This is a genomic window from Stenotrophomonas terrae, from assembly GCF_039674165.1.
Classification (GTDB): domain Bacteria; phylum Pseudomonadota; class Gammaproteobacteria; order Xanthomonadales; family Xanthomonadaceae; genus Stenotrophomonas; species Stenotrophomonas terrae_A.
On record NZ_JBDJMY010000020.1, the window covers coordinates 1 to 24,689 of the forward strand.

The 24,689-nt window shown below is 62.7% G+C and carries 16 protein-coding genes; 4 read left to right on the forward strand and 12 right to left on the reverse strand.

All coding sequences use genetic code 11. The annotated features are described in order from the left end of the window. Nucleotides 1-231: 231 nt before the first annotated feature. The 5 genes from ribD to glyA form a co-directional block, all read right to left on the reverse strand. Nucleotides 232-1,341 carry a bifunctional diaminohydroxyphosphoribosylaminopyrimidine deaminase/5-amino-6-(5-phosphoribosylamino)uracil reductase RibD gene (gene ribD, locus ABE493_RS10745; RefSeq protein WP_346498912.1) on the reverse strand — a complete coding sequence of 370 codons (1,110 nt, stop codon included), beginning with the start codon at nucleotides 1,339-1,341 and terminating at the stop codon, nucleotides 232-234. Nucleotides 1,342-1,436: 95 nt separating this feature from the next. Further along, on the reverse strand, nucleotides 1,437-1,904 hold the full coding sequence (locus ABE493_RS10750; RefSeq protein WP_346498913.1) for a GNAT family N-acetyltransferase: 468 nt from the start codon (nucleotides 1,902-1,904) through the stop codon (nucleotides 1,437-1,439). Nucleotides 1,905-1,952: 48 nt separating this feature from the next. Next, the gene (locus ABE493_RS10755; protein WP_346498914.1) at nucleotides 1,953-2,864 is read right to left on the reverse strand and encodes a hypothetical protein; all 912 of its coding nucleotides are present in this window, start codon (nucleotides 2,862-2,864) and stop codon (nucleotides 1,953-1,955) included. 78 nt (nucleotides 2,865-2,942) lie between these two features. Next, nucleotides 2,943-3,476: a transcriptional regulator NrdR gene (nrdR, locus tag ABE493_RS10760; RefSeq protein WP_062169334.1), complete on the reverse strand. Its 534-nt coding sequence runs from the start codon at nucleotides 3,474-3,476 to the stop codon at nucleotides 2,943-2,945. A 155-nt stretch (nucleotides 3,477-3,631) separates the two neighbouring features. After that, the gene (gene glyA, locus ABE493_RS10765) at nucleotides 3,632-4,885 is read right to left on the reverse strand and encodes a serine hydroxymethyltransferase (protein WP_062169336.1); all 1,254 of its coding nucleotides are present in this window, start codon (nucleotides 4,883-4,885) and stop codon (nucleotides 3,632-3,634) included. A 241-nt stretch (nucleotides 4,886-5,126) separates the two neighbouring features. Here glyA and ABE493_RS10770 point away from each other — a divergent pair, with 241 nt between their 5' ends. Both ABE493_RS10770 and ABE493_RS10775 read left to right on the forward strand, forming a co-directional pair. Continuing rightward, nucleotides 5,127-6,815, forward strand: coding sequence for a ShlB/FhaC/HecB family hemolysin secretion/activation protein (locus ABE493_RS10770; RefSeq protein ID WP_346498915.1), 1,689 nt, complete (start codon nucleotides 5,127-5,129; stop codon nucleotides 6,813-6,815). A gap of 11 nt (nucleotides 6,816-6,826) precedes the next feature. Then, complete coding sequence (locus ABE493_RS10775) at nucleotides 6,827-12,412, forward strand: MBG domain-containing protein (RefSeq protein WP_346498916.1); 5,586 nt, start codon at nucleotides 6,827-6,829, stop codon at nucleotides 12,410-12,412. Nucleotides 12,413-12,484: 72 nt separating this feature from the next. Here ABE493_RS10775 and ABE493_RS10780 read toward each other — a convergent pair whose 3' ends face one another. Beyond that, the gene (locus tag ABE493_RS10780) at nucleotides 12,485-12,958 is read right to left on the reverse strand and encodes an RcnB family protein (protein ID WP_062169343.1); all 474 of its coding nucleotides are present in this window, start codon (nucleotides 12,956-12,958) and stop codon (nucleotides 12,485-12,487) included. Between the two features lie 219 nt (nucleotides 12,959-13,177). Here ABE493_RS10780 and ettA point away from each other — a divergent pair, with 219 nt between their 5' ends. Together ettA and ABE493_RS10790 are read left to right on the forward strand one after the other, a co-directional pair. Beyond that, on the forward strand, nucleotides 13,178-14,842 hold the full coding sequence (gene ettA / locus ABE493_RS10785; protein WP_346498917.1) for an energy-dependent translational throttle protein EttA: 1,665 nt from the start codon (nucleotides 13,178-13,180) through the stop codon (nucleotides 14,840-14,842). A 350-nt stretch (nucleotides 14,843-15,192) separates the two neighbouring features. Beyond that, nucleotides 15,193-16,509: an NCS2 family permease gene (locus tag ABE493_RS10790; protein ID WP_346498918.1), complete on the forward strand. Its 1,317-nt coding sequence runs from the start codon at nucleotides 15,193-15,195 to the stop codon at nucleotides 16,507-16,509. A gap of 22 nt (nucleotides 16,510-16,531) precedes the next feature. Here the strand turns inward: ABE493_RS10790 and ABE493_RS10795 are convergent, their stop codons facing one another. From ABE493_RS10795 to ABE493_RS10820, 6 genes are all read right to left on the reverse strand, one after another. Continuing rightward, nucleotides 16,532-17,221 carry a DUF3667 domain-containing protein gene (locus tag ABE493_RS10795; RefSeq protein WP_346498919.1) on the reverse strand — a complete coding sequence of 230 codons (690 nt, stop codon included), beginning with the start codon at nucleotides 17,219-17,221 and terminating at the stop codon, nucleotides 16,532-16,534. Nucleotides 17,222-17,450: 229 nt separating this feature from the next. After that, the gene (locus ABE493_RS10800; protein ID WP_346498920.1) at nucleotides 17,451-18,482 is read right to left on the reverse strand and encodes a fimbrial protein; all 1,032 of its coding nucleotides are present in this window, start codon (nucleotides 18,480-18,482) and stop codon (nucleotides 17,451-17,453) included. Nucleotides 18,483-19,205: 723 nt separating this feature from the next. Continuing rightward, nucleotides 19,206-20,255, reverse strand: coding sequence for a fimbrial protein (locus ABE493_RS10805; RefSeq protein ID WP_346498921.1), 1,050 nt, complete (start codon nucleotides 20,253-20,255; stop codon nucleotides 19,206-19,208). Then, nucleotides 20,246-22,939, reverse strand: a complete 2,694-nt coding sequence (locus tag ABE493_RS10810) for a fimbria/pilus outer membrane usher protein (RefSeq protein ID WP_346498922.1) — start codon at nucleotides 22,937-22,939, stop codon at nucleotides 20,246-20,248. The genes ABE493_RS10805 and ABE493_RS10810 overlap by 10 nt, the downstream gene beginning before the upstream one ends. Before the next feature lie 24 nt (nucleotides 22,940-22,963). After that, complete coding sequence (locus ABE493_RS10815; protein ID WP_346498923.1) at nucleotides 22,964-23,644, reverse strand: fimbrial biogenesis chaperone; 681 nt, start codon at nucleotides 23,642-23,644, stop codon at nucleotides 22,964-22,966. 118 nt (nucleotides 23,645-23,762) lie between these two features. Further along, entirely contained in the window at nucleotides 23,763-24,302 is a 540-nt protein-coding gene (locus ABE493_RS10820) for a fimbrial protein (protein ID WP_346498924.1), read from the reverse strand. Nucleotides 24,303-24,689 lie beyond the last annotated feature (387 nt).

Sequence of the window (24,689 nt, forward strand, 5' to 3'; positions counted from 1 at the left end):
GCCATGCTCGGCAAGGCGTTCCCGGTACGGCTCCTGCCGAGCATGGCTCGGCACTACAGGTGCGCTGGCCGTTCCCACTGACGGCTGCAGCTGCAGACAGTGGCCCTTACAGGAGCGGTGCTTTCCAGCCGCACTGCGGTGCTTCATCCGTGTAGTACCGAGCCATGCTCGGCAAGGCGTTCCCGGTAAGGCCCCTGCCGAGCATGGCTCGGCACTACGGGTGCGCTGCGCTCAGCGGGGCGACGCCGTCCCTAATGAGGGCCGCAGCAGCAGACGCAGGTCTTTGCCGAGCATGCGTGCGTCATGCACCTCCAGCGGCAGGGCTTGGGCCATATGCTCAATGCCCAGGCCCGCCAACAACGGCCGCGCGCCATCGCCCATCAACAAGGGCGCCATGTACAGCAACAGTTCGTCAACCAATCCGGCCTTGAGCAAAGCGCCGCACAGGGTTGGCCCCGCTTCGACATGCACCTCGTTGATCCCGCGCGTGGCCAGCATCGCCATCACCTCGGCCAGATCAAGCCGGCCATCGCCCTGCACACCCACGCCGGCGAATTCGGCATCCTCCAGCGCGGGCACCGGCACCGACGGATCATGCAGATACAAGGTGGCCGCCTCGCCTTCGCGCACACGTTTGCAGTCCAAGGTGCGCAGCCGTGCGTCCAGCACTACCCGCAATGGCGGTAGAAATTCGCCGGCCTGCGGGCGTGCGGTCAGCAGCGGATCGTCCGCCAACACCGTTGCCGCGCCGGTCAGGATCGCGCCCGCGCGGGCACGCCACTGCTGCACGTCGGCACGTGCCGCCTCACCCGTGATCCACTTGGATTCGCCGTTGGCCATTGCCGTGCGTCCATCCAGGCTGCTGGCCAGTTTCACCCGCACAAACGGGCGGGCACGCTCGATGCGCGATAGAAACCCATGATTGAGCTCACGCGCCTGCGCCGCCATCAAACCCACCTCGACGTGGATGCCAGCCTGGCGCAGCAGCGCGAAGCCGCCGCCATCCACGTCAGGGAAGGGATCGGCCATCGCCGCCACCACCCGGCCCACACCAGCATCGATCAGCGCCAGCGCGCAGGGCGGCGTGCGGCCGTAGTGCGCGCAGGGTTCCAAAGTGACGTAAGCAGTAGCACCGCGCGCGTGCTCACCGGCCTGGCGCAACGCAAACACTTCGGCATGCGGGCCGCCAGCGCGCTGATGCCAGCCCTCGCCCACCACTTCATCGCCGTGGGCAATGACGCAGCCCACCATCGGATTCGGGCGGGTGGTCCAGGCCGCGCGTTCGGCCAGGCGCAGCGCGCGGGCCATCAGCAGGTGATCGGTGGCGGTGAACTGACTCATCGGTAAAACCTCATTGCGAATGCGCTGCCGGTTTGGGCAGTAGTAGTGCGCCAAGTGTATGCGCACCGCCGCCGGCACCCGTATTTCCCGGCAGATCAGGGGGAACCGGTATCCATTGCCATCACCGTGATCGCCAACGGACCCAATTGCAGCTCGGCATGCACACGCCAACCCAGGCTGCGGTACCACGCCACCATCGGCGTTTCGCAGTACAGATACAGCAAGGGCACGCCCAGCGCCGCCGCCTGCGCCACGCAGTGCGCTACCAGCGCTGCGCCGACGCCTTTGCCACGCGCGGCTTGATCTACATACAGCGACGCCAACCACGGCGACCAGCCCCGTATCTGTTCGTGATCGTCATGCAACAGGCTGACCGAGCCCAGCCAGCCGCTGTCATCTTCGGCCAGCCAGGTACAGGGAATGCCGTCGCGCTGCTGCGCACGCAGCTCGGCTTCGGCCTGGGCCAGCGTCCAGTTGGGCAGCAGCGTGCCGAAGGCCTGCACGTGGGCAAGGGCGATTGCCGGCAGCAGTTCGCGCCGGTCCTGCAGATTGATGATCTTCATCGAATTCAACTCACGCAGCCACGTTCGGTGGTCTGCCTATTCAAAAATCTAGTCGTTCACACGCTGGAACACGCCAATGCCCAAGGCATCAAAACGCACGCCACCCTCCGCCTGCTCCAACAGCAAGCCCATCGTTGGCGATTCGCACATACCTACCGCGCAACCGTCAAACAGCACCTGGTAGCCAGGCCGCAGCGGCGGTTGCAAAGGCAGGCGCAGGGGCGCATCCATGCCTGGGAAGTGCAAGCGCAGGCCAGTCACCACCTGCCCCGGTGCCGGTGATGGGAAGCGATAGGCGTTTCCCCCAGACAACTTGCCTTCAGCGGCCAGCTCGCCCTGGGCCAGCTCCAACACAACCTGCACGCCGTCGCTGGCCACGCCGCTCATTGGATCGAGCAGATCAACGTATAGCGGCCTGCCCGCTACGTGCGTGTCTGCAAGTTGCGCCTGCAGTTCCTCGAGCTCGTCGTGATCGCTGCTTTCAGCCGGGTCCGGATGCGCCTGTTTCAAGTCGGCAAGCAGCTGCTGCAACTGCGCGCGCTCGGCCGACCTTGCTTCATAAGGAACCAGCTGCACGGCGTCGGCTAGGTCATCGCGCGGATGCAGCAACAACATGCCGTCCTCCAGCGACCATTGCCCTTTCGAGCTGCGCGGCAAGGGAGACATGGCCAACTGCAGCGCATAGTTCCCGTCGCGGCCCAGCTCCAGAACCGAGCCTGCAAATCCCTCTTCGACGATGCGATAGCGCCCTGCCAGCGCCTCTGGCGTACAGGTCTCTCCCACACAGGAAGGTGGCCTGCGCCGAGCTTGATCCAGCGTGGAAACAGCGTCGGCGGCCTGCTGCGCAGCCTGCCGGGCGCGCTCAGCCACATCCAACAGCTTGGACAACTGCTGCTCCTGGTCCTGCGTCTGCGTCTGCGCCTGCGCCTGTGCAGTCAATGTCAGACACAACGCAGCCACAAACAGTCCATTGCGTGAAAACCGCTTTCCCGTTGATCGCATCGTCGTTTCGGCCTCCATACCGAGCCAACGCACAGGTCAGCGCTTGCCGTTCTTGCCTGCCCGCGCCTCTTCCACCCGCGCACGGTCCAGCAGCGGCAGCTGACCCTCATCATTGGAATGATCACGCTCCAGCTTTTCGATCTCGTCGCGGAAATCCGCCACATCCTCGAAGCTGCGGTAGACCGAGGCAAAGCGTACATAGCCGACATGGTCGAGTTTGCGCAGCTCGTCCATCACGAAGCCGCCGACCTTGATCGAGGGCACTTCGCGCTCGCCGCACATGCGCAGCTGGTGCACCACGGCGCGTACCGCCGCCTCGATGCGCTCTTCCGATACCGGCCGCTTCTGCAGCGCGCGGTCAAAGCCCACCCGCAGCTTGCGCGCATCGAAGGCCTCGCGGCCGCCGTCACTTTTGACGATCACCGGCAGCTTGAGTTCGATGGTTTCCAGCGTGCTGAAACGCTCGCCACAGGCTTCGCAGCCACGCCGGCGGCGGATGGTGGCGCCATCTTCGGAAACACGTGAGTCGATCACGCGGGTATCGGTGTGCTGGCAGAACGGGCAATGCATGTTTCAAGCCTTGGACATCAGGCGCCGCGCATGCGACGTGGAAAACCTGTAACGCAGATACAACAAACCCCGGGCCGGGGCAAGCGCCCAACCCGGGGTAATGCGGTCAGCTCAGGCTGGAACGGGCGCCGCAATACGCTGGCACCCGCCACCGATCAGCCATAAACCGGGTACTTGCGGCACTGCTCGCTGACCGCATCACGCACGCGGGCGATGACGGCTTCGTCGGCCGGAGCGTCCAGCACGTCGGCAATCCAGCCCGCCAGCGCCACGCAATCGGCTTCCTGGTAACCGCGGGTGGTGATGGCCGGGGTGCCCAGGCGCAGGCCCGAGGTCACGAACGGCGAACGCGGGTCGTTCGGCACCGAGTTCTTGTTGACGGTGATGTGGGCCTTGCCGAGTGCGGCTTCCGCGTCCTTGCCGGACACATCCTTGCCAATCATGTCCACCAGCATCAGATGGTTCTGGGTGCCGCCGGAGACGATCTTGTAACCGCGTGCGATCAGCGTGGTCGCCATTGCCTGCGCGTTCTTCACCACCTGCTGCTGGTAGGCCTTGAATTCCGGCTCCAGCGCTTCTTTGAAGGCCACGGCCTTGGCGGCGATGACGTGCATCAGCGGACCGCCCTGGATGCCCGGGAACACGATCGACTGCAGCTTCTTCTCGATCTCTTCGCCAGCGCCCTTGGCGATGATGATGCCGCCACGCGGACCACGCAGGGTCTTGTGGGTGGTCGAGGTCACCACGTGGGCGTGATCGATCGGGCTTGGGTACACGCCAGCAGCGACCAGACCGGCGACGTGCGCCATGTCCACGAACAGGTAGGCACCGACCTTGTCGGCGATGGCGCGGAAGCGCGCCCAGTCGACAATCTGCGAATAGGCGGAGAAACCAGCCACCACCATCTTCGGCTTGTGCTCCAGCGCCAGGCGCTCGACTTCGTCATAGTCGATCAGGCCGGCCTCGTCCACGCCGTACTGGATGGCGTTGAAGATCTTGCCCGAAGCATTGACCTTGGCGCCGTGGGTCAGGTGACCGCCGTGGGCCAGGCTCATGCCCAGGATGGTGTCGCCCGGCTGCAACAGCGCGAAGTACACGGCCTGGTTGGCCTGCGAGCCGCTGTGCGGCTGCACGTTGGCGTAATCGGCGCCGAACAGCTGCTTGAGGCGATCCAGGGCCAGCTTCTCAGCGATGTCCACGTACTCGCAGCCACCGTAGTAGCGCTTGCCCGGGTAACCCTCGGCGTACTTGTTGGTCAGCTGGCTGCCCTGCGCCTCCATCACCATCGGGCTGGCGTAGTTCTCGCTGGCAATCAGCTCGACATGGTCTTCCTGACGCTGGCACTCATCGGCAATGGCCTTGGCCAACTCGGGATCGTAGGACTCGATACGGGCTTCACGCGGGAACATCACAGCTCCTGGTACGGGGGCGAGGGAGCTTCCGATTGTAGCCGTTCCAGCCACAAGACCGTCTGTTCATCGCTATGAACGAGCAGCGTCCAGCACGGATCAACATGTGACGTGAGTCACACATTAAATCGGTTACCTGATTTCCGTGATCGTCCCGCTGCGGTTCTTACGGTTAACAGAGTGAGCTAGCTGCTTTTCCAGCCGCCAGCCCTCCCGTTGAACTGTAAGGAATACCCAGCTGATGCACCGCCCTGGCCGCCACACCTGCCATCGTCCCGCCTATTCCCTGCGCGCAAGCGCCGCCCTGCTCGCCTGCGCGCTGGCGCTGGTCCTGGCCCAGGCAGCATCCGCTACAGCCGCCGAACCCGCTGCAGCGGCCGTCGCCACCGTGCAGGTCGCAAGAGTCAGCGTGGAAGGGGTTGGCGAACACCCGGCCAGCAGCATCAGCCACGCCTCGATCGAGGCCGTTGCCAACCAGGCCCTGCATGACATCAGTCCGACCCTGCCGGCGGCACTGAGCTTCCCGCAGATCGAGCAGATCACCGCCCGCATCACCCAGGCCTACCGGGATGCCGGCTTCCTGGTGTCGGTGGCCTATATCCCGCCGCAGCAGATCGGCGACAGCCAGACCCTGACCCTGAAGGTCATCGAAGGCCGGGTCGGCCGGGTGCTGGTGCAGGGCAGCCAGCGCTACCGCGACGACCAGCTCAATGCCAGCAGCCTGGGCTTGATTGGCCGACCGCTGCGCCAGGCCGAGCTGGAACGCGCCCTGCTCTACGCCCGCGACCTGCCCGGCGTGTCGGTCACCTCGGTGCTGCAACCCGGTCAGAACGAAGGCGAGACCGACATCGTGCTGGTCGCCAAGGACAGCGCCCATCCCTACGAGATCACCGCCGGGTTGAACAATTACGGCACCGACAGCACCGGCAAGTACCGCGCCGAAGTCGCGGTGAGTGCGTTCAACGCGCTTGGTGCAGGCGATGTGCTTGCCGCCAGCCTCGGTTACGGGCTGGACCCCGCCGACAGCTGGCAAGCGGCGCTGTCGCTGAGCGTGCCGTCTGCGCAGGTAGATGGCCTGAGCGCGATTGCCGGCATCAGCCGCAGCGAGATGGAGATCAACAGCGGGCCGTTCGCGGCGATGCGCCTGACCGGCCCGACCACCCTGTTCTACGCCGGAGGTGACTGGAAGTTCATCCAGCGCAACGACCTGCAGGTGCAGGCATCGGCACGCTGGATCCACGAGGAATCCGAACTGGAAGGGCTGGGCATGCTGCTGTCGCGGCACAGCTTCGATGTACTCGATGCCGGCATCAGCCTGCGTCACACCGACCGCCGCTGGCGCGGCATGAACCTGGCACAGGTATCGCTGCGCAAGTCGGTCAACGACGAATCCTCGCCGTTCAACTGGTTGTACACCGCGCACGCACCGTACTTCTGGGTAGCGCGTACGAGCGTGGCGCGATTGCAGGCCTTGCCCGGCAACCAGCGCCTGCTGCTGCGCGGCAGCGCGCAGTTCACCGAAGATGCACTGACCCCGCTGGAGCAGTTCAGCGTTGGCGGGCCTACCAGCGTGCGCGCCTATCCGCTGTCCAATGCACTGGGTGACCGCGGCGTGCAGGCCACGTTCGAATACCAGGTCAGCGCACCGGGCTTCGCCGACACGCCCTCGCCCTTCGATGGCCGGCGTTGGGGCGACCTGGTCGATATGAATCTGTTCTACGACTGGGGCCGCACTTCGCCGGCGCCGGACAACCGCCGCCTGGGAGTGCTGCCGATCACCCTGGAAGGCGCCGGTGTAGGCCTTGGCCTGCGGCTGCCATGGAAGCCGGAGCTGCGTCTGGACATGAGCGCGGCCAAGCCCACCGGCAGCTACAGCGGCAGTGACCAACGCAGCACCCAGTACTGGGCGCGCATCAGCAGCACTTTCTGAGGAATCCAACCATGAATCGCATTTATCGCCTTGTGTACAACCACGCCCTGGGCCTGATGCAGGTAGCCTCGGAAATCGGTGCCAGCGCGGGCCGCGGCCGCAGCAGCTTGGCCACCTCACAGCGCACCGTGCGGCTGGCACCGCTGGCAGGCGCACTGCTGCTGGCTACCTGCTTGCAGGCCGCCGCGCAGTCGCTGCCGCAGAACGGCCAGATCATCGCCGGCAGCGCATCGATCAACTCCAGCGGCAACGTGCTGAACGTCAGCCAGAGCACGCAGAGCGCGCTGATCCAGTGGCAGAACTTCAACATCGGCGCGGGTAACCAGGTCAACTTCAACCTGCCCAGCTCACAGGCGGTATCGATCAACCAGATCACCGGTGGCACGGCCAGCATCATTGCCGGCCAGATGAGGTCCAACGGCCAGGTATTCCTGCTCAATCCGTCGGGCATCGCTTTCACCAGCGGTGCCAGCGTCAACGTTGGCGGCCTGCTGGCGAGCACGTTGAATGTCGGCACGCCGTCACTGCCCGTTGATGGCGGCCCGCTGCCACCGATGTTCCAGCTGGCTGGAGGCGGTACCGGTGCGATGATCAGCAACAGCAACGCGACCCTCCTCGCCACCAACGGTGGCATCAGCCTGGTCGGTGGCGCGGTCAGCAACAACGGAGTGATCAGCGCCCCCAACGGCAGCATCGATCTGGTTGCGGCCGGCGGTGTCCTGGTCACCCCCCAGGCCTCATCGACGGGCTACCTGCGGTTGTCGTTTGCCACCACCGCCGCCAGCACGGCCGCTGCCATCGGCATCAACGATACCGGCACCTTGACCGCCCGCAGCATCGGCATGAACGCGATGGTCAGTCCGGGACTGGCCAGCCACGGCATCAATACCAGCGGCACCATCACTGCCAATGCCATCGACGCCGGCGATGGCGTACTGACCATCCGCAGCAACGCGCCCGTGCTGAGCAGCGCAACGATCACTGCCGCCACGGCCGACATCGCGGGCTCCAGCATCGATATTGCCGGTGGCAGCATCTCTGCTAACGGGGCGCGGTTGACGGCCAACACCGGCAACGTGAACGTGAGCGGCACGGTGGACGCGGACATGATCGAGCTGACCGCTGGCACTGTCAGCCAAGGCAGCAGCGGCGCCCTGCAGGGCGCCGTGAAGCTGGACGTGCAGGGCACGGCCGGTCTCGGCGGCGTGGACAACCGCATCGGCGCAATCGCCGGCACCGTCGGCGGAGACCTGACCCTGGTCACCCGCAGCGCGCTGTCCAACAACGGCGCGCTGCAGGTCACCGGCAGCACCCGTGTGACCGCGGCCGACGCCGGCGTGCGCAGGGACATCACCCTCGGCAATACCGGCAACCGCTTTGGCGGCCTGCTCTTCGCGATGGGCAACGACATCGTGCTCGATACCAGCGGGACCCTGGCACTGGGGGGCATCGATGCCCGCAGCCTGGATGCGAACGGCGCCGCCATCACCCTTGCCGGCACCCTGCTGACCACGGGTGACCAGTTGTATCGCGCGCCGCTGAGGCTGGTCGCTAACAGCAGCGTGACCGCCGCCAACAGCCATTTCGCCGGCAGCGTCGATGGTGCCTATCAGCTCAACGTTATTACCTCGCAGGCCACCACATTCGCAGGGGCGATCGGCTCGATCACACCGCTGCAGGCACTCAATGTCGCTGCCGGAGGCGGCACCTTGCTGGCCGGCAACGTGAGCGCAGCCAACGACATCGTCTTCAGCGGTCCGCTGCGGCTGGATGCCGACATCGGCGTGACCAGCACCAATGGCAAAGTCAGCCTCAATGGTGCCGTCGACAGCAACGGGGCCAACCGCGCGCTGACCCTGTCTGCGTTCACAGGGATCGCGCTCGGCGGGCCGCTGGGCGCGACCTCGGCACTGAAGTCGCTGCAGGCCAACGCCGGCGTGATTGAACTGGGCAATGACATCAGCAGCAGCGGCAACATCGGGCTCGACGGGTCGGTGCACCTGACCGGCAACGCGCGCCTGCACAGCAGTGGCGGCGCCATCAGCAGCGGCGGCATCAGCAGCGGCACTTCCCCAAGCAACCCCGATGGCTACGACCTGGGGCTGAAAGCGCAAAGCACCCTCCTGCTCAGGGGAAGCATCGCTGCACGCAACATCGACATCGATACGCTGCTCTTCAGCGGCTTGGGCATCACCAGCAAGGGTGCGCTGCGCATCGTCACTGCGCTCCCGCTGATCCAGGGCGGCGCTTACCTTGTCGGGGGCACCGCCACCTTTGGTTCCATCGGCGACATCCAACTCACCAACCCAGGCAACCGCTTTGGCGGCGTCGTCTCCCTGGATGGCGTGAATGCCACAGTGAATGCACAGGATCTGCAGCTGGGCAACGTACGACTCGGTAATGCGCTGCGGCTCGAACTCGGTGGGTCACTCAGCCAGGCGGCCAACACCACGCTGGACGTGGAGGGCATCACCACCCTGATCGCCGGCGATGCGATCACCTTGAACGGCAACGCCAACCGCTTTGGCGGCAGCGTGTCGGTAAGCGGAAAGGAGGTACAGATCCAGGCCAACGATCTGCTGGCGTTCTCCAGCATTACCGCGACCAGCCTGCAGGCCACCGCCGCCCGCCTGCACCTGCCCACTGCGGTCCGCACGCTGGGCCTGCAGCGCTACGACGGCGCGGTCACGCTGCTGGGCGATACCCGCCTGGCCAGCGATGTCGGCCAGATCTTCTTCAATGGCAGCATCGATGGCGCCCATGCATTCACCATCGAGCGTGCACTAGATGTGATATTCAACAGCACCCTCGGGGGCAGCACTGCACTGGCCAGCCTCGACACGAGCGGAGTGTCCACTACGCGTCTTGGCGGCGACATCAGCAGCAGCGGCACGATCGCATTGGGCGGCCTGTCGCTGTTGTCGACGCGCGACTACAACATTGCCAGCAGCGCCGGCGATGTGCGTATAGGCGGTGCGATCAACGGTACGGCCGATGGCGAGAGCTCGCTGAGCCTGCGTGCCGCTGGCGCGTTGGACCTGCAGGGCGACGCCGGCACCAACAGCGCGGCACGACTGAACGATCTGACCCTGCGCGGTACCAGCGTTGCAACACGGGCACTGCAGACCCGCGGCAAGCTCGATATCGGCAGCGGCTCCGGGTTCGCCCAGGGCGGCACGCTGACGGTGGGCGGCGATGCCGTCTTCAGTGCTGGCAACGGTGGCAATCTGGTGCTCGACAATGCCGCCAACAGCTTCGGTGGCAAGGTGGCGCTGCAGGGCAACCAGGCCACTCTCCGCGCGCAATCGTCGCTGGCACTGGACAGCGTCAACCTCACCCAGCTGACGGCCTACGGCAACGGCTCGTTGTCGCTGGCCAACGCCACTGTCCTCGGCAACGCCAGCCTCGACGCCGATGCGCTGCTGTTCAACAACGCCAACATCAGCGGCGTACTCACCGCTACCACGCGCACCGGCAACATCAGCCAGGGCAGCGGCACGCTGGCGTTCGGCGCCAACAGCACACTCAGCGCCAGCAATGACATCGTGCTGGGCAACACCGGCAACCAGTTCGGCAGCGGCCTGCGTGCCATTGGCCGCGACGTGACGCTGACCAGCACAGGCGCGCTGGACATCGCCCAACTGCTGGCCCGCGATGCAAGCCTTGCCGGCAACGGCGTGCAGCTGCGGGGCGGCACCCTCAGTCGTGACCTGACGGTGGACAGCAGCAGCACCATCACCCAGACCGGCGCGCTGGACGTGGTCCGCAACAGCCGCTTCGATGCCGACGGCGACATCGCGCTGACCGACAGCGGCAACCGTTTCCTCGGCAGCATCGCGATCGATGGCAACGACATCACCCTCGTCAGCGCCGGCGGCCTGCAACTGGCGGACGTGCGTGCACGCGGCTCGCTGAACCTGCGCGCCACCACGGGCGACATCCGGCAAAACGCAGCTGTGCTGATCGATGGCAACAGCCAACTACATGCAGGCGGCGCCATCAACCTGGAGCAATCAGGAAACCACTTTGGTGGTCGCCTGGACATCGATGCGGGCAGCGCTCGTATTGCCAGCGCCGATGCACTGCACCTGGGAACCATCACCACCACCGGTGATCTGCGCGTAAGCGCCGACGCAGGCCTGCGCCTGGGCGGACTGATCAACGCCGGCAATGTCGACCTCGCCACGGCTGGCATCTTCGACAACCGTATCGGGAGTAATGCGATCTCCGTTGCACCGAACGGCCGCTGGCACGTCAACCTTCTTTCACCCTCCCTGGGCCATGTCTTCGGCGCACTCGACAGCGCCAATACCGCGTTGTGGAATACACCCGCGTTCACCGCCCCGACCAACAGCGGCAACCGCTATGTGTTTGCCTGGCAGCCGACACTGACCATCCGCGCCAACAACCTGCGCAAGATCTATGGCGACGATCTCGACCTGCGAAGTGCGTTCACCGTTGAAGGCGCCATGGCTGGAGTCAGCGGGGCATACCTGGCTGATTCGGTGAGCAATCTGCTTTCCGGCGCGCCGCTGCTGAGTTCAACGGGCGCAGCAGCAATGGCAGGTGTCTCCGCAGCACCGTACAACATCGACATCAGCGCAGGCTCGCTGGATGCCGGTTCCAGCGGCTATGCGCTTGCATTCGCGCAAGGCTCGCTGCAGGTGGACCCGAGGTCGCTGACCATCACTGCCAACAACGGCGGCAAGATTTACGGTCAGATTGGTGGCTTCAACGGCTTCAACGCTTTTGGCCTGGTCAACTTCGATACTCTCACCGGTGTGGACCTGGCCAGCCTTGGCAACGCAGCCACCGCCAATGTCGGCAACTACGCGATCAGCGCCAGCAATGCCGTTGGTACCGGCCTGTCCAATTACGACATCCGTTACGTCGACGGCAGCCTGTCGATCGGCAAGGCCGGCCTGACCATCACCGCAGGCAATGGCGGCAAGACTTATGGCCAGAGCGGTGGCTTCAATGGCTTCAGCGGCACTGGACTGCTCAACAACGACAGCATTTCCGGCCTGGACCTGAGCAGCAACGGCAGCGTAGCGACGGCCAACGTCGGCAACTACAGCATCACCGCCAGCAATGCCGTTGGTACCGGCCTGTCCAATTACGACATCCGCTATGTCGATGGCAACCTGTCGATCGGCAAGGCCGGGTTGGTCATCACCGCCAACAACACCAGCAAGCGCATCGGCCAGGTGCTGGCCCTGGATGATTTCCGCAGCAACGGGCTGCTCAACGGCGACAGCATCGACAGTGTTTCGCTGTCCAGCGCCGGCAACAACGCCAACGCGCAGCCCGGCATGTACGCCATCCTCGCCGGTGATGCGCAGGGCGCCCGCCTGGGCAACTACGACATCAGCTACCAGGACGGCAGCCTGCAGGTGGTAGGGGTATCGGCGGATACCGCCGCTGAAATGGCCCGCGCCGTGGTTGCCAGCCGCAATGATGCAGCGCCGGTGTCGCTACCCAACCTCCTGCCACCGTTGCTGCCTGCCGCCTCCTCCAGTGGCACCAGCATCCTGTTGCCGGAGGGCAGTTGCACACAGGCAAGGGGAATGGGCTGCGTGAGTCTGCAACCGGAGTGATCCCGGGCCTCTGAAACCGAAAAGGCGCATCCGAAGATGCGCCTTTTCTTTTCAGCTACCGCCGGCTACTGCTCAACGGTTGAACACGACATCGGCAATGATGCCGGTGGCGATGGCCACCATCAGCATGTTGCCGCGGTCATCGCGGATCCAGCGGTGGCCGTGTGGCGGACGACGCACGTGGTAACGGTCGTAGTCGTTGACCACGTAGACCGGGCCGCCGTAGTAGTTGCTGTAGCGGTGACCACGCTCGAAACCATAGGGGCGATAGACCACGCGCGGCGGCGGGGCGTAATAGCGGCGGTCGTTGTAGCGGGCGTCGCGGTAGCCCTCGCGGTAGCCGTTGCTGTAATGGCGGCGGTCATCACGGCGGTCGTGGCGGTCATGCCCGTGCCCCCTGCCGCGGTCATGGCCACGGCCACGGTCATCCCAGCCATGGCGGCCACGGTCGTGGTCATCGCGGTCACCTGCCGCAAAGGCCGGGGCGGTGGCACCAAATGCCAGCAGGGTGGTCATCGCTGCGACAGCTAAGCGGTTCATCTTCATGGGTGGCCCTCACTGGGTTGGTGGACAGTTCCCATCATGCTCACTTCGCCTGAACGAATTCCGGCTGGAAACGGTTACGGCCTTTCCCATTCATAAACCGGCAAGGGCAGCTGGCGGTCAGCCGGGCATGGCGGGGTCCCTGTTATAATGGATGATTCCCTTTTGTCTTGGGCCCAGTCCGCTACCGGACCGGGCGCAGGCGTGCGCTACGGAGACGTCATGTCCTCGCAATACATCTACACCATGAACCGCGTCAGCAAGGTGGTCCCGCCCAAGCGGCAGATCATCAAGGACATCTCGCTGTCGTTCTTCCCCGGTGCCAAGATCGGCCTGCTGGGCCTGAACGGCTCCGGCAAGTCCACCGTGCTGAAGATCATGGCCGGCGTGGACACCGATTTCGAGGGCGAAGCCCGCCCGCAGGCCGGCATCAAGGTCGGCTACCTGGCCCAGGAGCCGGAATTGAACCCGGAGCACACCGTGCGCCAGGCCGTGGAAGAAGGCGTGGGCGACGTGCTGCAGGCACAGGCCGCGCTGGAAGCCGTGTACGCCGCCTACGCTGAAGAAGGCGCCGATTTCGACGCGCTGGCCAAGGAACAGGAGCGCCTGGAGGCCATTCTGGCCGCCGGTGACGCACACACCGTGGAACAGCAGCTGGACATCGCTGCCGATGCACTGCGCCTGCCGCCGTGGGAGGCCGTGATCGGCAACCTGTCCGGTGGTGAAAAGCGCCGCGTTGCACTGTGCCGCCTGCTGCTGCAGAAGCCGGACATGCTGCTGCTCGACGAACCAACCAACCACCTGGACGCCGAGTCCGTCGAATGGCTGGAGCAGTTCCTGCACCGCTATACCGGCACCGTGGTCGCCGTTACCCATGATCGCTACTTCCTGGACAACGCCGCCGAGTGGATCCTGGAACTTGACCGCGGTCGCGGTATTCCGTGGAAGGGCAACTACACCCAGTGGTTGGAGCAGAAGGACGAGCGCCTGAAGCAGGAAGACAACCAGGAAAAGGCTCGCCAGAAGGCGATCCAGAAGGAACTGGAATGGTCGCGCCAGAATGCCAAGGGTGGCCGCACCAAGGGCAAGGCGCGTCTGGCCCGCCTGGACGAACTGCAGAGCGTTGATTACCAGCGCCGCAACGAGACCAACGAGCTGTTCATCCCACCGGGTGAGCGCCTTGGCAACTCGGTGATGGAGTTCAAGAACGTCTCCAAGAAGTTCGGCGACCGCCTGTTGATCGACAACCTGTCGATGATCATCCCGCCGGGTGCCATCGTCGGCATCATCGGCCCGAACGGTGCCGGTAAGTCGACCCTGTTCAAGATGATCACCGGTCTTGAGAAGCCGGACTCCGGCGAGATCGTGACCGGCCCGACCGTGCAGCTGTCCTACGTGGACCAGAGCCGCGACGCGCTGGTGGGCAACCACAACGTATTCCAGGAAATTGCTGGCGGCCTGGACATCCTCAACATCAACGGTGTCGAGATCCAGTCGCGTGCCTACATCGGCCGCTTCAACTTCAAGGGCCAGGACCAGCAGAAGATGGTTGGCTCGCTGTCCGGTGGTGAGCGTGGCCGCCTGCACATGGCCAAGACCCTGCTGCAGGGTGGCAACGTGCTGCTGCTCGATGAACCGTCCAACGATCTGGACATCGAAACCCTGCGTGCATTGGAAGATGCGTTGCTGGAGTTCCCGGGCAACACCTTCGTCATTTCGCATGACCGTTGGTTCCTGGATCGCATCGCCACGCACATCATCGCCTTCGAAGGCGACTCGCACGTGGAGTTCTTCCAGGGCAACTACCGCGAATACGAGGACGACAAGAAGCGTCGCCTCGGCGATGACGCCGGTCCCAAGCGCCTGCGTTTCAAGGCACTGAAGTAATACCCGACAGACGGCCGCTCAACGCGGCCGTCTGCTTTTGGCGACGGCGCAGGACAGCACGCCCTTCGCTTTGAAGCCCCTCTCCCGCCTGCGGGAGAGGGGTTGGGGTGAGGGCAAGCTCTGCGCGGGAAACCTGCATCGCTTGCTTTGGTTAAAAAAGCTGGAAGCGCCGAAGAGCGGGTGAAGCTCCCCTCATCCGCCCCTCCGGGGCACCTTCTCCCGCGGGCGGGAGAAGGGATCGCAAAGCCCTGCTCCATCACGCATCACAGGCAAGCGCAGAGTCCTGCTCCCGCCTCCGGCCCCCTCTCCACACAGCGAGAGGAACAGCCTGCAATCCACGGAATTCCCCCATGTCCCTGCTCGACCGCATCTTCAAGCTGCAACAACACGGCACCAGCGTCCGCACCGAAGTGCTGGCCGGCATCACCACCTTCCTGACGATGTCCTACATCGTCTTCGTCAACCCGGAAATCCTCGGCACCACCGGCATGGATCCGGGCGCGGTGTTCGTGGCGACCTGCCTGGCGGCGGCGATTGGTTCGGCGGTGATGGCGCTGGCCGCCAACTACCCGGTCGGCATGGCGCCGGGCATGGGCTTGAATGCGTTCTTCGCCTTTACTGTGGTCGGTGCGGCTGGCCTGCCGTGGCAGCAGGCGCTGGCGGCGGTCTTCATTTCAGGCATCGTGTTCTGGGTGTTGTCACTGACCGGCATCCGCGCCTGGCTGGTGGCGGGCATTCCCGCCTCGCTGCGTTCGGCGATTGTCGCGGGCATCGGCTTGTTCCTGGCCATCATCGCGCTGCAGAAGTCGAACGTGATCGTCGCCAACCAGGACACCATGCTGACCTTGGGGCCGCTCAACACCGCCCCGCCCCTGCTCGCCCTGGCCGGCTTCCTGCTGATCGCCGTCCTCGAGGCACGCAAGATACGTGGCGCCATCCTGATCGGCATCCTGGCCGTCACCGGCGTGGGCTGGGCCATCGGTTCGGTGCAATACCAAGGCATCGTCTCGCTGCCGCCCAGCCTGGCGCCGACCTTCCTGCAGCTGGATCTGCCCGGCCTGCTGCACCACGACGGCGGTGCGCCACTGGCGGTGTTGCTGCAGGTCGTGCTGGTATTCGTGCTGGTGGAAGTGTTCGATGCGACCGGCACGCTTTACGGCGTACTCGGCCGCGCCGGCCTGTTGAAACTGGAAGACGGTAAGAAGCGCTTCAGCCGCGCCCTGCTCGCTGACAGCAGCGCCATCGTCGCTGGCTCGCTGCTGGGCACCAGCTCCACCACCGCCTTTGCCGAAAGCGCCTCCGGCGTGCAGGTAGGCGGCCGCACCGGGCTCACTGCACTGGTGGTCGCCGCGCTGTTCCTGGCCGCGTTGCTGTTTTCGCCACTGGCGGCGATGGTGCCGTCCTATGCCACCGCACCCGCCCTGCTGTTCGTCGCTGGGCTGATGCTGCGCGAACTGGTGGAAGTGAAGTGGGATGACCTGACCGAGTCGGTACCCGCAGCGCTGTGTGCGCTGGCAATGCCGTTCACCTACTCCATCGCCAATGGCCTGGCCTTCGGCTTCATCGCTTACGCAGCGCTCAAGGCCGGCACCGGCCGCTGGCGCGAAGTCCACCCGGCCGTGTGGCTGGTGGCCGGGCTGTTCGTGCTGCGCTATGCGTTGGAGTGATTGAAGCGCCAGCGTTGGCGGGTCAACCAAGCGCCATCACCGTGATGGTGACAGCGAACACCAGCATCGCGCTGACCACCGAAAACAACGCCAGCGCCAACAGGCTGCGCCACACGGTCGACCATGTCGGCCGGTGCTGGAAGAACTGCACCAGCGAAACCACGCTGTAGAGCATGCCCAGCATGCCAGCCAGCATCTGGGTATTCGGCACCCAGCGGTGCAGCAATACCAGCACCGACCAGATGACAAAGGCCTGCACCGTGAGCAACGTGGTTATCACCAGCCACTCGGGATAATTCAGTTTGCTGTAACGACTGAAGACCAAGCGGAACGCCAGCGCTTCGATAGGCAACAACATCAGCGTGAACGCCGCGAAGTGTGACTCGATCCAGGCAGCAACCGTGCGCGATGCGGCCATGAACCGCAGCACCTCCGCCGGCAACGCCTGGCCGGCAAACATTACATCGGGTGCACCGCTATCCAAGATGCTGTTGCCGGTAACCAAACGATTCAACAGCAGCACCACCGCCGTCATCATCGTGATCAGCAGCAGTGGCTTGACCTGGTTGCCGCGCCGCCCTTGGATGTAATCACGCAACAGGTGACCCGGCCGGCCCATCAGTTGCTTGAGCGAATACAGGATGCCGCGGTCCATGTGCAGCACGCTGTGCTCCAGCTCATGGCCAAGGAAATGCCAATCGATGCGATGCACCGGGGTAGGCTGACCACAGTTCGGGCAGTACTTCTGATCGGGACCGCCGGCTGCGCGACCACAATTGATACAACTGGTATCCGCGTGCATCCCCATGCACTGCCCTCTTGATGGCAAGGCAGCATTCTAGAACGGGGCAGACAGGTTCCGCCACGGCCGCGTAGGCACTGGGCCGCACTCTCCCCAGGACGCCCGGCCACAACCGCCGCCGGGCGTCCCCACAGCATGGCTAGTTGTATTGAATGGTGAACGTCGCCGCACCGTTGGCCTTGCCTGGCGTTACTCTGCCGGCGCGGGTTTGTATGTAACGCGCGCGCAACAGCAAGTGCATCGTGCTCAGCCCGGCCACACTTGTGCCGAGTTCAATGTTCTTGGAGAACTGCACCGGCTTTTCACTGCTACCAACCCGCTGTACCAGTTCGATCCCGACCCCACCAGCAGCATTGGCAATCGCCGACAACGGCAGCACACCCGGCAGGTTGGAACCATCCTGGGTGGCATCCAGGCGCACGCCTATCCGGTTCTGATACTGGGCAAGATTGCTGCCTTGGCAATCCAGCGCAATATCGAAGTCGCGGCTTGTCGCACGCGAGCCAACCCCGGTGAAGCTGCTGGCGGGCACCGCGCCAAATTCGACCACGATGTTGCGGCTGCCCGCTTGCACCGAACAGGTGGGGTTGACGACCGTGGTACCCGAACCCTTGAAAGTGGATACCAGCACCGGTTTGAGCGGCCCATCGCCATTGAGGTAATACGTGGTGAATCTCCCATTGGGTGCAATCAGGCCGGAGCCCGTTACCGCCGCAGTCTTGATCAACTCAACCCGGAAGGTGCCACCAGTCAAGGTTACGGCGCTGCTGCCGTTCAACGGCAGATCATGCGGATAGAACGTCTGGATACTTCCAGAGTCGCGGTAGACACGGATACCTACACCCGCCACATCGGTCGCATACACATTGGGAAATCCCGCAGCGGGCGCCTGCTGGGCCGCGTTGACATAACGCCCAATCGCGCTGCCAGAGCCGGAGCATTGCGCAACACGATCACGCTGGTTGATTGTCACCACCAGCTCTTTGATAACGCTACCCACTGGCACAGTGGGCATGATCACCACTTGCCCCATATCCATCTGCACGTCCTGCGCAACGAAAGCGCCGGCGCCCAGCGTACACATTGCATGCGCCTCTGGCCCCAGCCATACCGCCACAACAGCAAGCAATGCTGCCCACAGAACGCGGGCATGCCCATGAATCGACGACATACTGCCTCCATCGTTATGAAAGCCGGCCGTACAACAACTACTGCGCCAGCGGTTGATAAGCGATGCCGCAACGTCAACGGCGACTGGCACCTGGCGCAACTCGCAGGTGAGAAGTCGGTTGTTTTATTTCGCACAGGCCTGCGCCGCCTCCGCTGTACATGCAGCGCGGCCGAACATGCTCACAGGTATTTCGTGCGAGCGCAGGCTGCAATTGAATGCAGTGCGATCCGACGCGTGGCGTCAGCTGCAGTTGAAGATCAAATTAGAATCGCGGAACCAACCACTGTTGCAGCAGGAACGATACAGTTCCTCATTGCCACGGCGCCCCGCCAATTTCCAGCAGGTAAGTTGGGGATTCAGTTCAGACAGCCAGCACCTTGATCGGCATAACCAAGCACATAGGCAAGCACCTCCGTTTGCTATTTTGATCGAACGCAATCAGGCGTATCGACTATAACATTGATGTCGGATTCAACACACGACACCACGATTTGTTACCACTAAATCATGCACCGGCAAGTAAATAACTGAATTAAATAACCCACGCCATGCATTTTCCACGCTACCAGGCCCACAAGCCATTACAGCTGCAACAGCAGCCGCGCCATCGAGTTACGCGGCGGCCACAGAAGCAAGCCTACACTTCCTTTGCACAGTCAAAGGGGGCAACAAACAGCAGTCGCACGTAAAAAAACATGCAGGGGAGGGGTACACGAGTAACGCTCAGTTGTACTGAATGGTAAACGTCGCCATGCCCCCCGCCCTACCGGGCCCCACCGCACCCGCACTGGTCTGGATATAGCGGGCTCTCAATGGCAAAACCAACGTTCCGGCATTCATTGCCCCGCTGGCAAGAACAACGGTCTCGCCAAAGCGCAGCGGCCGCTCACCTTGCGCTCCACGTTGAACCATCTGAATCGCTATACCGGAGGCCGCGTCCGTAGACGCAGTCAATGCCATTACACCCGGCATGCTTGAAGCATCCTGCAGAGCATCCACGCGCACGCCGACGGTGGAACCCGCCACACTGGAGCTTTGACAATCAAGCTCAATATTGAAATCGCGATTGCCAGCAACAGCACCCACTCCGGAAAATACACTCCGGGACACGGCACCAAAATTCACCGCGATATTCTGGCTACCGGCGCTGGGCACGCAGGTGGGGGGTTTAATGGTCGCCCCACCGGCTCTCAGGGTCACTGCCAATAAGGGGGAAAATGAATCCACACCATCGAGGATTAGGCCCGCGAGCAAGCCAGGACCGGCGATCGGGCCGCTACCAACAACAGCATTGACCTTTATCAACTCTACTACCAGATTTGAACTCGGTATCCCGAATGACGCCAATGCCCCGTACCTCATCTCCACCGGATAGTAATGCGTACTTGTTCCTCCCCCGTTAGCCGCAACTGTCTGCCTAATCCTGATTCCGATCCCGGGAACGGCAGTGGTTAGAACGCCCTCACCAAAGCCGGGCACGCCGCTCAAAATTCCACCTTGAAAAAGCGCAAGTTTTGCGTACCCTCCAGATAAATCGCAACGGAAACTCGTCGAGGCCTTCGATGTGACGGGAAAGGTCCGCGTAAGAATCACGCCGCCGACCTGAAGATTCGACGGGACGCTAACTTCGCCAAGATTCAAATCGATGGTTTGAGCGACAAAACTTGGTGAACTTATTTTGCAGAGTGCAAATGCTGGCTGTACAAAACAAAATCCTAGCACCGCAGGCATGGCCACCCCCAGCAACCGCATCGGGCAATGTATCAACGACATACCGTCTCCACTGAAGTGATTCCCAACTGTTCCTGGCCGGTAGCCGCAGCTACCTGGTACTGCAACAAGCAACGTTGCGACGCGTGCGACCCCCACTCCACCCGCAGCAGGCCACTATCGCGCTCGGTGCGCACATAAAGACGCCCGCCTTGCCCGACAAGACCAACAAGTTGCCCGTCGTCGTCCTTGACCGCAGCACCAAGCGGCAACGACTGCCCGCCAGCACCGCGCACACTGATCAGCAACGCCCTGCCGCTCCGGGTCTGGAAGCGCAAAAGGCTGATCGCACCCGCGTAAGGCGCTACCGATTGGCTACTGGACTCCAGTTCGACATCACGCGACATGTCGGCCGGATCAAGGGTGATGGCATTGAGGCGGTATGGCGAGACATACGGAACCACCGCATAGCCCCGACTATCCACGCGCAGACCCAGAGCATTGGTCAGCCGGGCGTCAGTCGCGCCAAGGGCATGCACCAGCACCATGGTATCGCCACGATACGGTGTAAAAGTTACGCCTCCGCTGTGCACCAATGCATTTCCACTGGCGCTAAGCGACAACTGGCGGAAGTCATCGGAGTAACCGTAGGCACCATTGACGGTCGCATAGCGGCCTCGATAGCCCGCCGAGGCCATCACACTGGTGCGGCCATCGCGGATGTCGGTCAGAGTCAGCCCATAATCCACATTGTAGTCAGCACCTGCAGACCCACTGATGCCGATGCGGCTACTCTCATAGCCGCCGTTGCGGCCCCTTGCACCACCGTCGCGCATGCCGATGTCCGCATTGAACGCCATCGACCGACTACGCCTGCCCAGCGGCATGCTCATGCTCAGCAAGTATTGGGTATCACGGACTGCAGGCAGGCCTTCTTCTGTGCGAACCGCCGAGAAGCCAAAGTTCACCGCGCGCCAAGCGTTGTTGTAGCCAACTTGGTATTGCACGCTGTTGCTGGGTACATCGTAGAAGTCGCGCACCGACCCAGTCACATATAGCGAGCCCCAACCCTTGGCCAGCGGCTGGTTCAAGGTCAACTGGAACTGGCTGCGTTGCTTGCCATAACGCTGCGCGCCGAAGCCGCGCGAAATCGAATCACGATGGCTCAACGCGTCCTGCAGGGTGTAATAGCCACGGGTTGAGTACCGATAAGCTGCCAGTGTCACATTGGTGCCCAACGTACCAATCAGATTGCTATAGCTCAGCCGCATGCTCGAGCCCACCGTATCTTGGCCGCGCTGGAACCGCGAGCGCGCGTGCGTCATATCAAGCGACAGCGCACCGACAGGTGTGGCCAGGCCCGCGCCATACAGCAACGCGGCGTAGTTATCACTAAGTAGCCCGCCGCCGTACAACGTCAAGCGATTACCCATGCCGCGCTGATAGGTACCTTGCGCAAGCCAGGGTTCATCCAACAGATTGTCATTGCGTACTTGGCCAATCGTGAACGCATAACGAGACATGCCTGGCCGCAACATCTGCGCAACCGCGCCGAACGGGACCTTGAAGGACCGGATGCGACCATCAGCCTCAATGACACTGACATCCAAATCACCGCCATAGCCTGTGGGATACAGATCCTCAATGATGAAGTTGCCAGGCGAGACTGTGCTGGAATAGATCAACTGTTGGTTCTGGCGAATTTCCACACGGGCGTTTGTCTCGGCGATGCCGCGTATCACCGGAGCGTAGCCACGAAGAGAATCCGGCAGCATGCGATCGTCAGTAGCCAGGCTGATACCGCGATAGCCAACCGAATCGAACAGTTCACCACTGGTATAGGCCTCACCAACGGTGAGTTCCCCTCCCACCTCTGCGAATCCTCGCTGGGCATAAGTCGCAATGCGCTGCCAATGACTGCCCGAACCCTCGTTCCAGGTAAGGTTGGAGTCCTGACGCAGCTGCCAGCCACCCAGATTCAACCCCATGTTCAGACCTAGGTAGGCGCTCCGACTGCGCTGAGCCAGCGCACCGCGTGTTTGCCCGTCCACCATATTGAAGCTATAGCCGACGAAGCCTGCATTTATGCCACGGTCCCATAGTGCAGGATTAACATAGCCGCGCGCTTCGCGCCGTAAATTCACCTGCGGAATGCTCAAGTCATAGCGCAGATTTCCACTGTCATAAATGCCAAACCCATTGGGTATGCGCTCCTGCACCTGGTAGCAGGCACCTGCAGTGTTCGCGTCTGCGGAAGCCACCAGCAGCTGCTCGGTATCTACACCAAGTTCCTCAAGCAGCGCGATGTCCAGGCAAGCGCCTACCTCTCCTTTTCCATTTGCGCGGAACGGCAGATCACGGCGCCCCTTCCAGCTGCCGTTGACGTAAATGTCCACTCGATAGTCGCCCGCCACCATCGGATTTCCGTTGGTGAAGGCGGACAGATCGACCTTCGCACCCGAGCCGGAAAGAAAGTTCGAGTCGAACTGCGCCGCTTCCGGAGCAGCAGGCCTGCCAGGCCCGCCGTTCACCAATAGAGCCTGCTCACCGAGATTGGCGCTTGGCTCAGGACTGGGCGCCGGCGCTGCCAACAAAGACAACGGCATCGCTACGCCTGCCGCAAGCACGAACCCCGGCAACAGGCGGACCTTGGCTCGCGCCGTACCGTCAATGGATCTCCGAATTGATGACGACAAACTGCACTCAATCACACCGAGTTCCTTGAGAACGATTGCTACCGCGAACATGCTCAATCCTTCGAGCCGATGTGCTTAATGACCAACCATTACGTTGGCGATGCTCTCCGCCCTGCCGCCGTAGTCGTTGATGGTGACGAAGCTCACCTGATTCATGGACTCATCGGTGTCAAACACCAACTTCTGATTCGGCCCAACCATCGCGCCTTTGCCTTCAATCACTCTGCCAGTGCTGGTCGCACCCGCGCGCACTTCAGCCAGCGTCACGTGATAAGGCGTTGGGTTGTCGATGCGCAGCTTTCCGCCTGACCAACTCCAACGCAGCTTCGCTGGTGCACTGTTTGCGTCTTGCGGCAAACCCTTCGGCCGATAGAACAGCTTGATCCGCGAACGAAATGCAACCTGCAGATAGTTCTGCTCTTCGCCGGTATCCTTCGGCGAGGGCGCCACGTCCAATACGTTCAGCCAAAACAGTGACTCGCGATCCGTCGGCAAGTCGGCGCCGGTAAAAATTACTCGCAACGCCTGACTGCGCCCGGCTTCGACACGCGCTATGGGCGGCGTCAGCAAAAAAGGGGCGTCACTGTTTTCCGCTGTCTGCTCGGGATTTCCTCCATCAATCCATGCCTGCACCAGCGAGGGCGTATCACCCACATTGCTCACCTGGACAGTAATCTCCCGCACCTGCGATGGATAAATGACCCGCGTTCCGCTGATTACCACGCCCGCCATGCTGGGCGGACAAAACGACACCATCAACGCTGCGCCAAGCAGTGTTTTTTTTGAAAAGTGATTTCATCGCCGCCACTGATTCCATGCGCGCAAAAATCCCTCGACCGGGCGCACTGCCGGTCGAGGGTCCCGACAACTACACTTAGTTGTAGATGATCGTGTACTTCACGCTACTGGTGACTTCACCCGGAGTTGCTACACCTTGGGCGTAGTACTCAACGGCGTAGTTCAGGTTTGCCGATCCATCCGCAGCAACCGTCACCCACTGCGAGCCAGCCTGCACCTGGCCTGCTCCCGCCGCAGTCACCGGCAGTACGTCGTTGGTGCTACCCAACAACTGCAGTTGCACGTTGGTTGCCGGGTTGGCAGCAGCGGTATTGTTCAAACGACCGCTGCTGGCGTCAATGGTGGCGCCCGGCTCAAAGTAAGCCGCAACGTTGCCCGCATCACACTGGGTCAGATTGATCGAGAACGGAGTGCGGCCGGCAACCTGTCCACTGGCGGCCAAGGCGCTGGCACCCACGGTCGGCAGCGTTACGGTGAAATCGTTACCCTGCGGCGTAGAAACGGTGCAGGTCTTGTCGGTGATCTCGCCATTGAAGGTAATGGTGCCATCAGCGGCGCTGGCGATGAGCGGGACTGCAGCCAGTACGAGTACTGCCATGATGTTGACGTTGCGCATTGCGTTTACCTTGCCCTATTGATTGAAGTGAGTGCGGAGGGAACAAGCGATTCCAAAGCGATACCCCACTGTCGATATCCTGGTGAGAACGCGGCGACCGCTTGTCAGGTCCGGGGCAAACGTTAGCAATTATTAATGTGATGACCTTCACGAAAATTGCGAATTGACTTGGCCCCTTTACACAGACGCGCATGCCAGCAACTTCCGCATATCGCTTCGCGGGATAGACCCATCCAAATTCACTACCTGGTCCCCTTAAAACTGAGAACAGTGCTTTGGGAAATGGGCTGCGATCGAGGGAATAAACCGCCTTGATGAAAGTCACCTTCGCTGCGTGATCGCCTCCTGCAGAACTGCAATTTGCGTCTTCTGCATCGCCATGGGCGG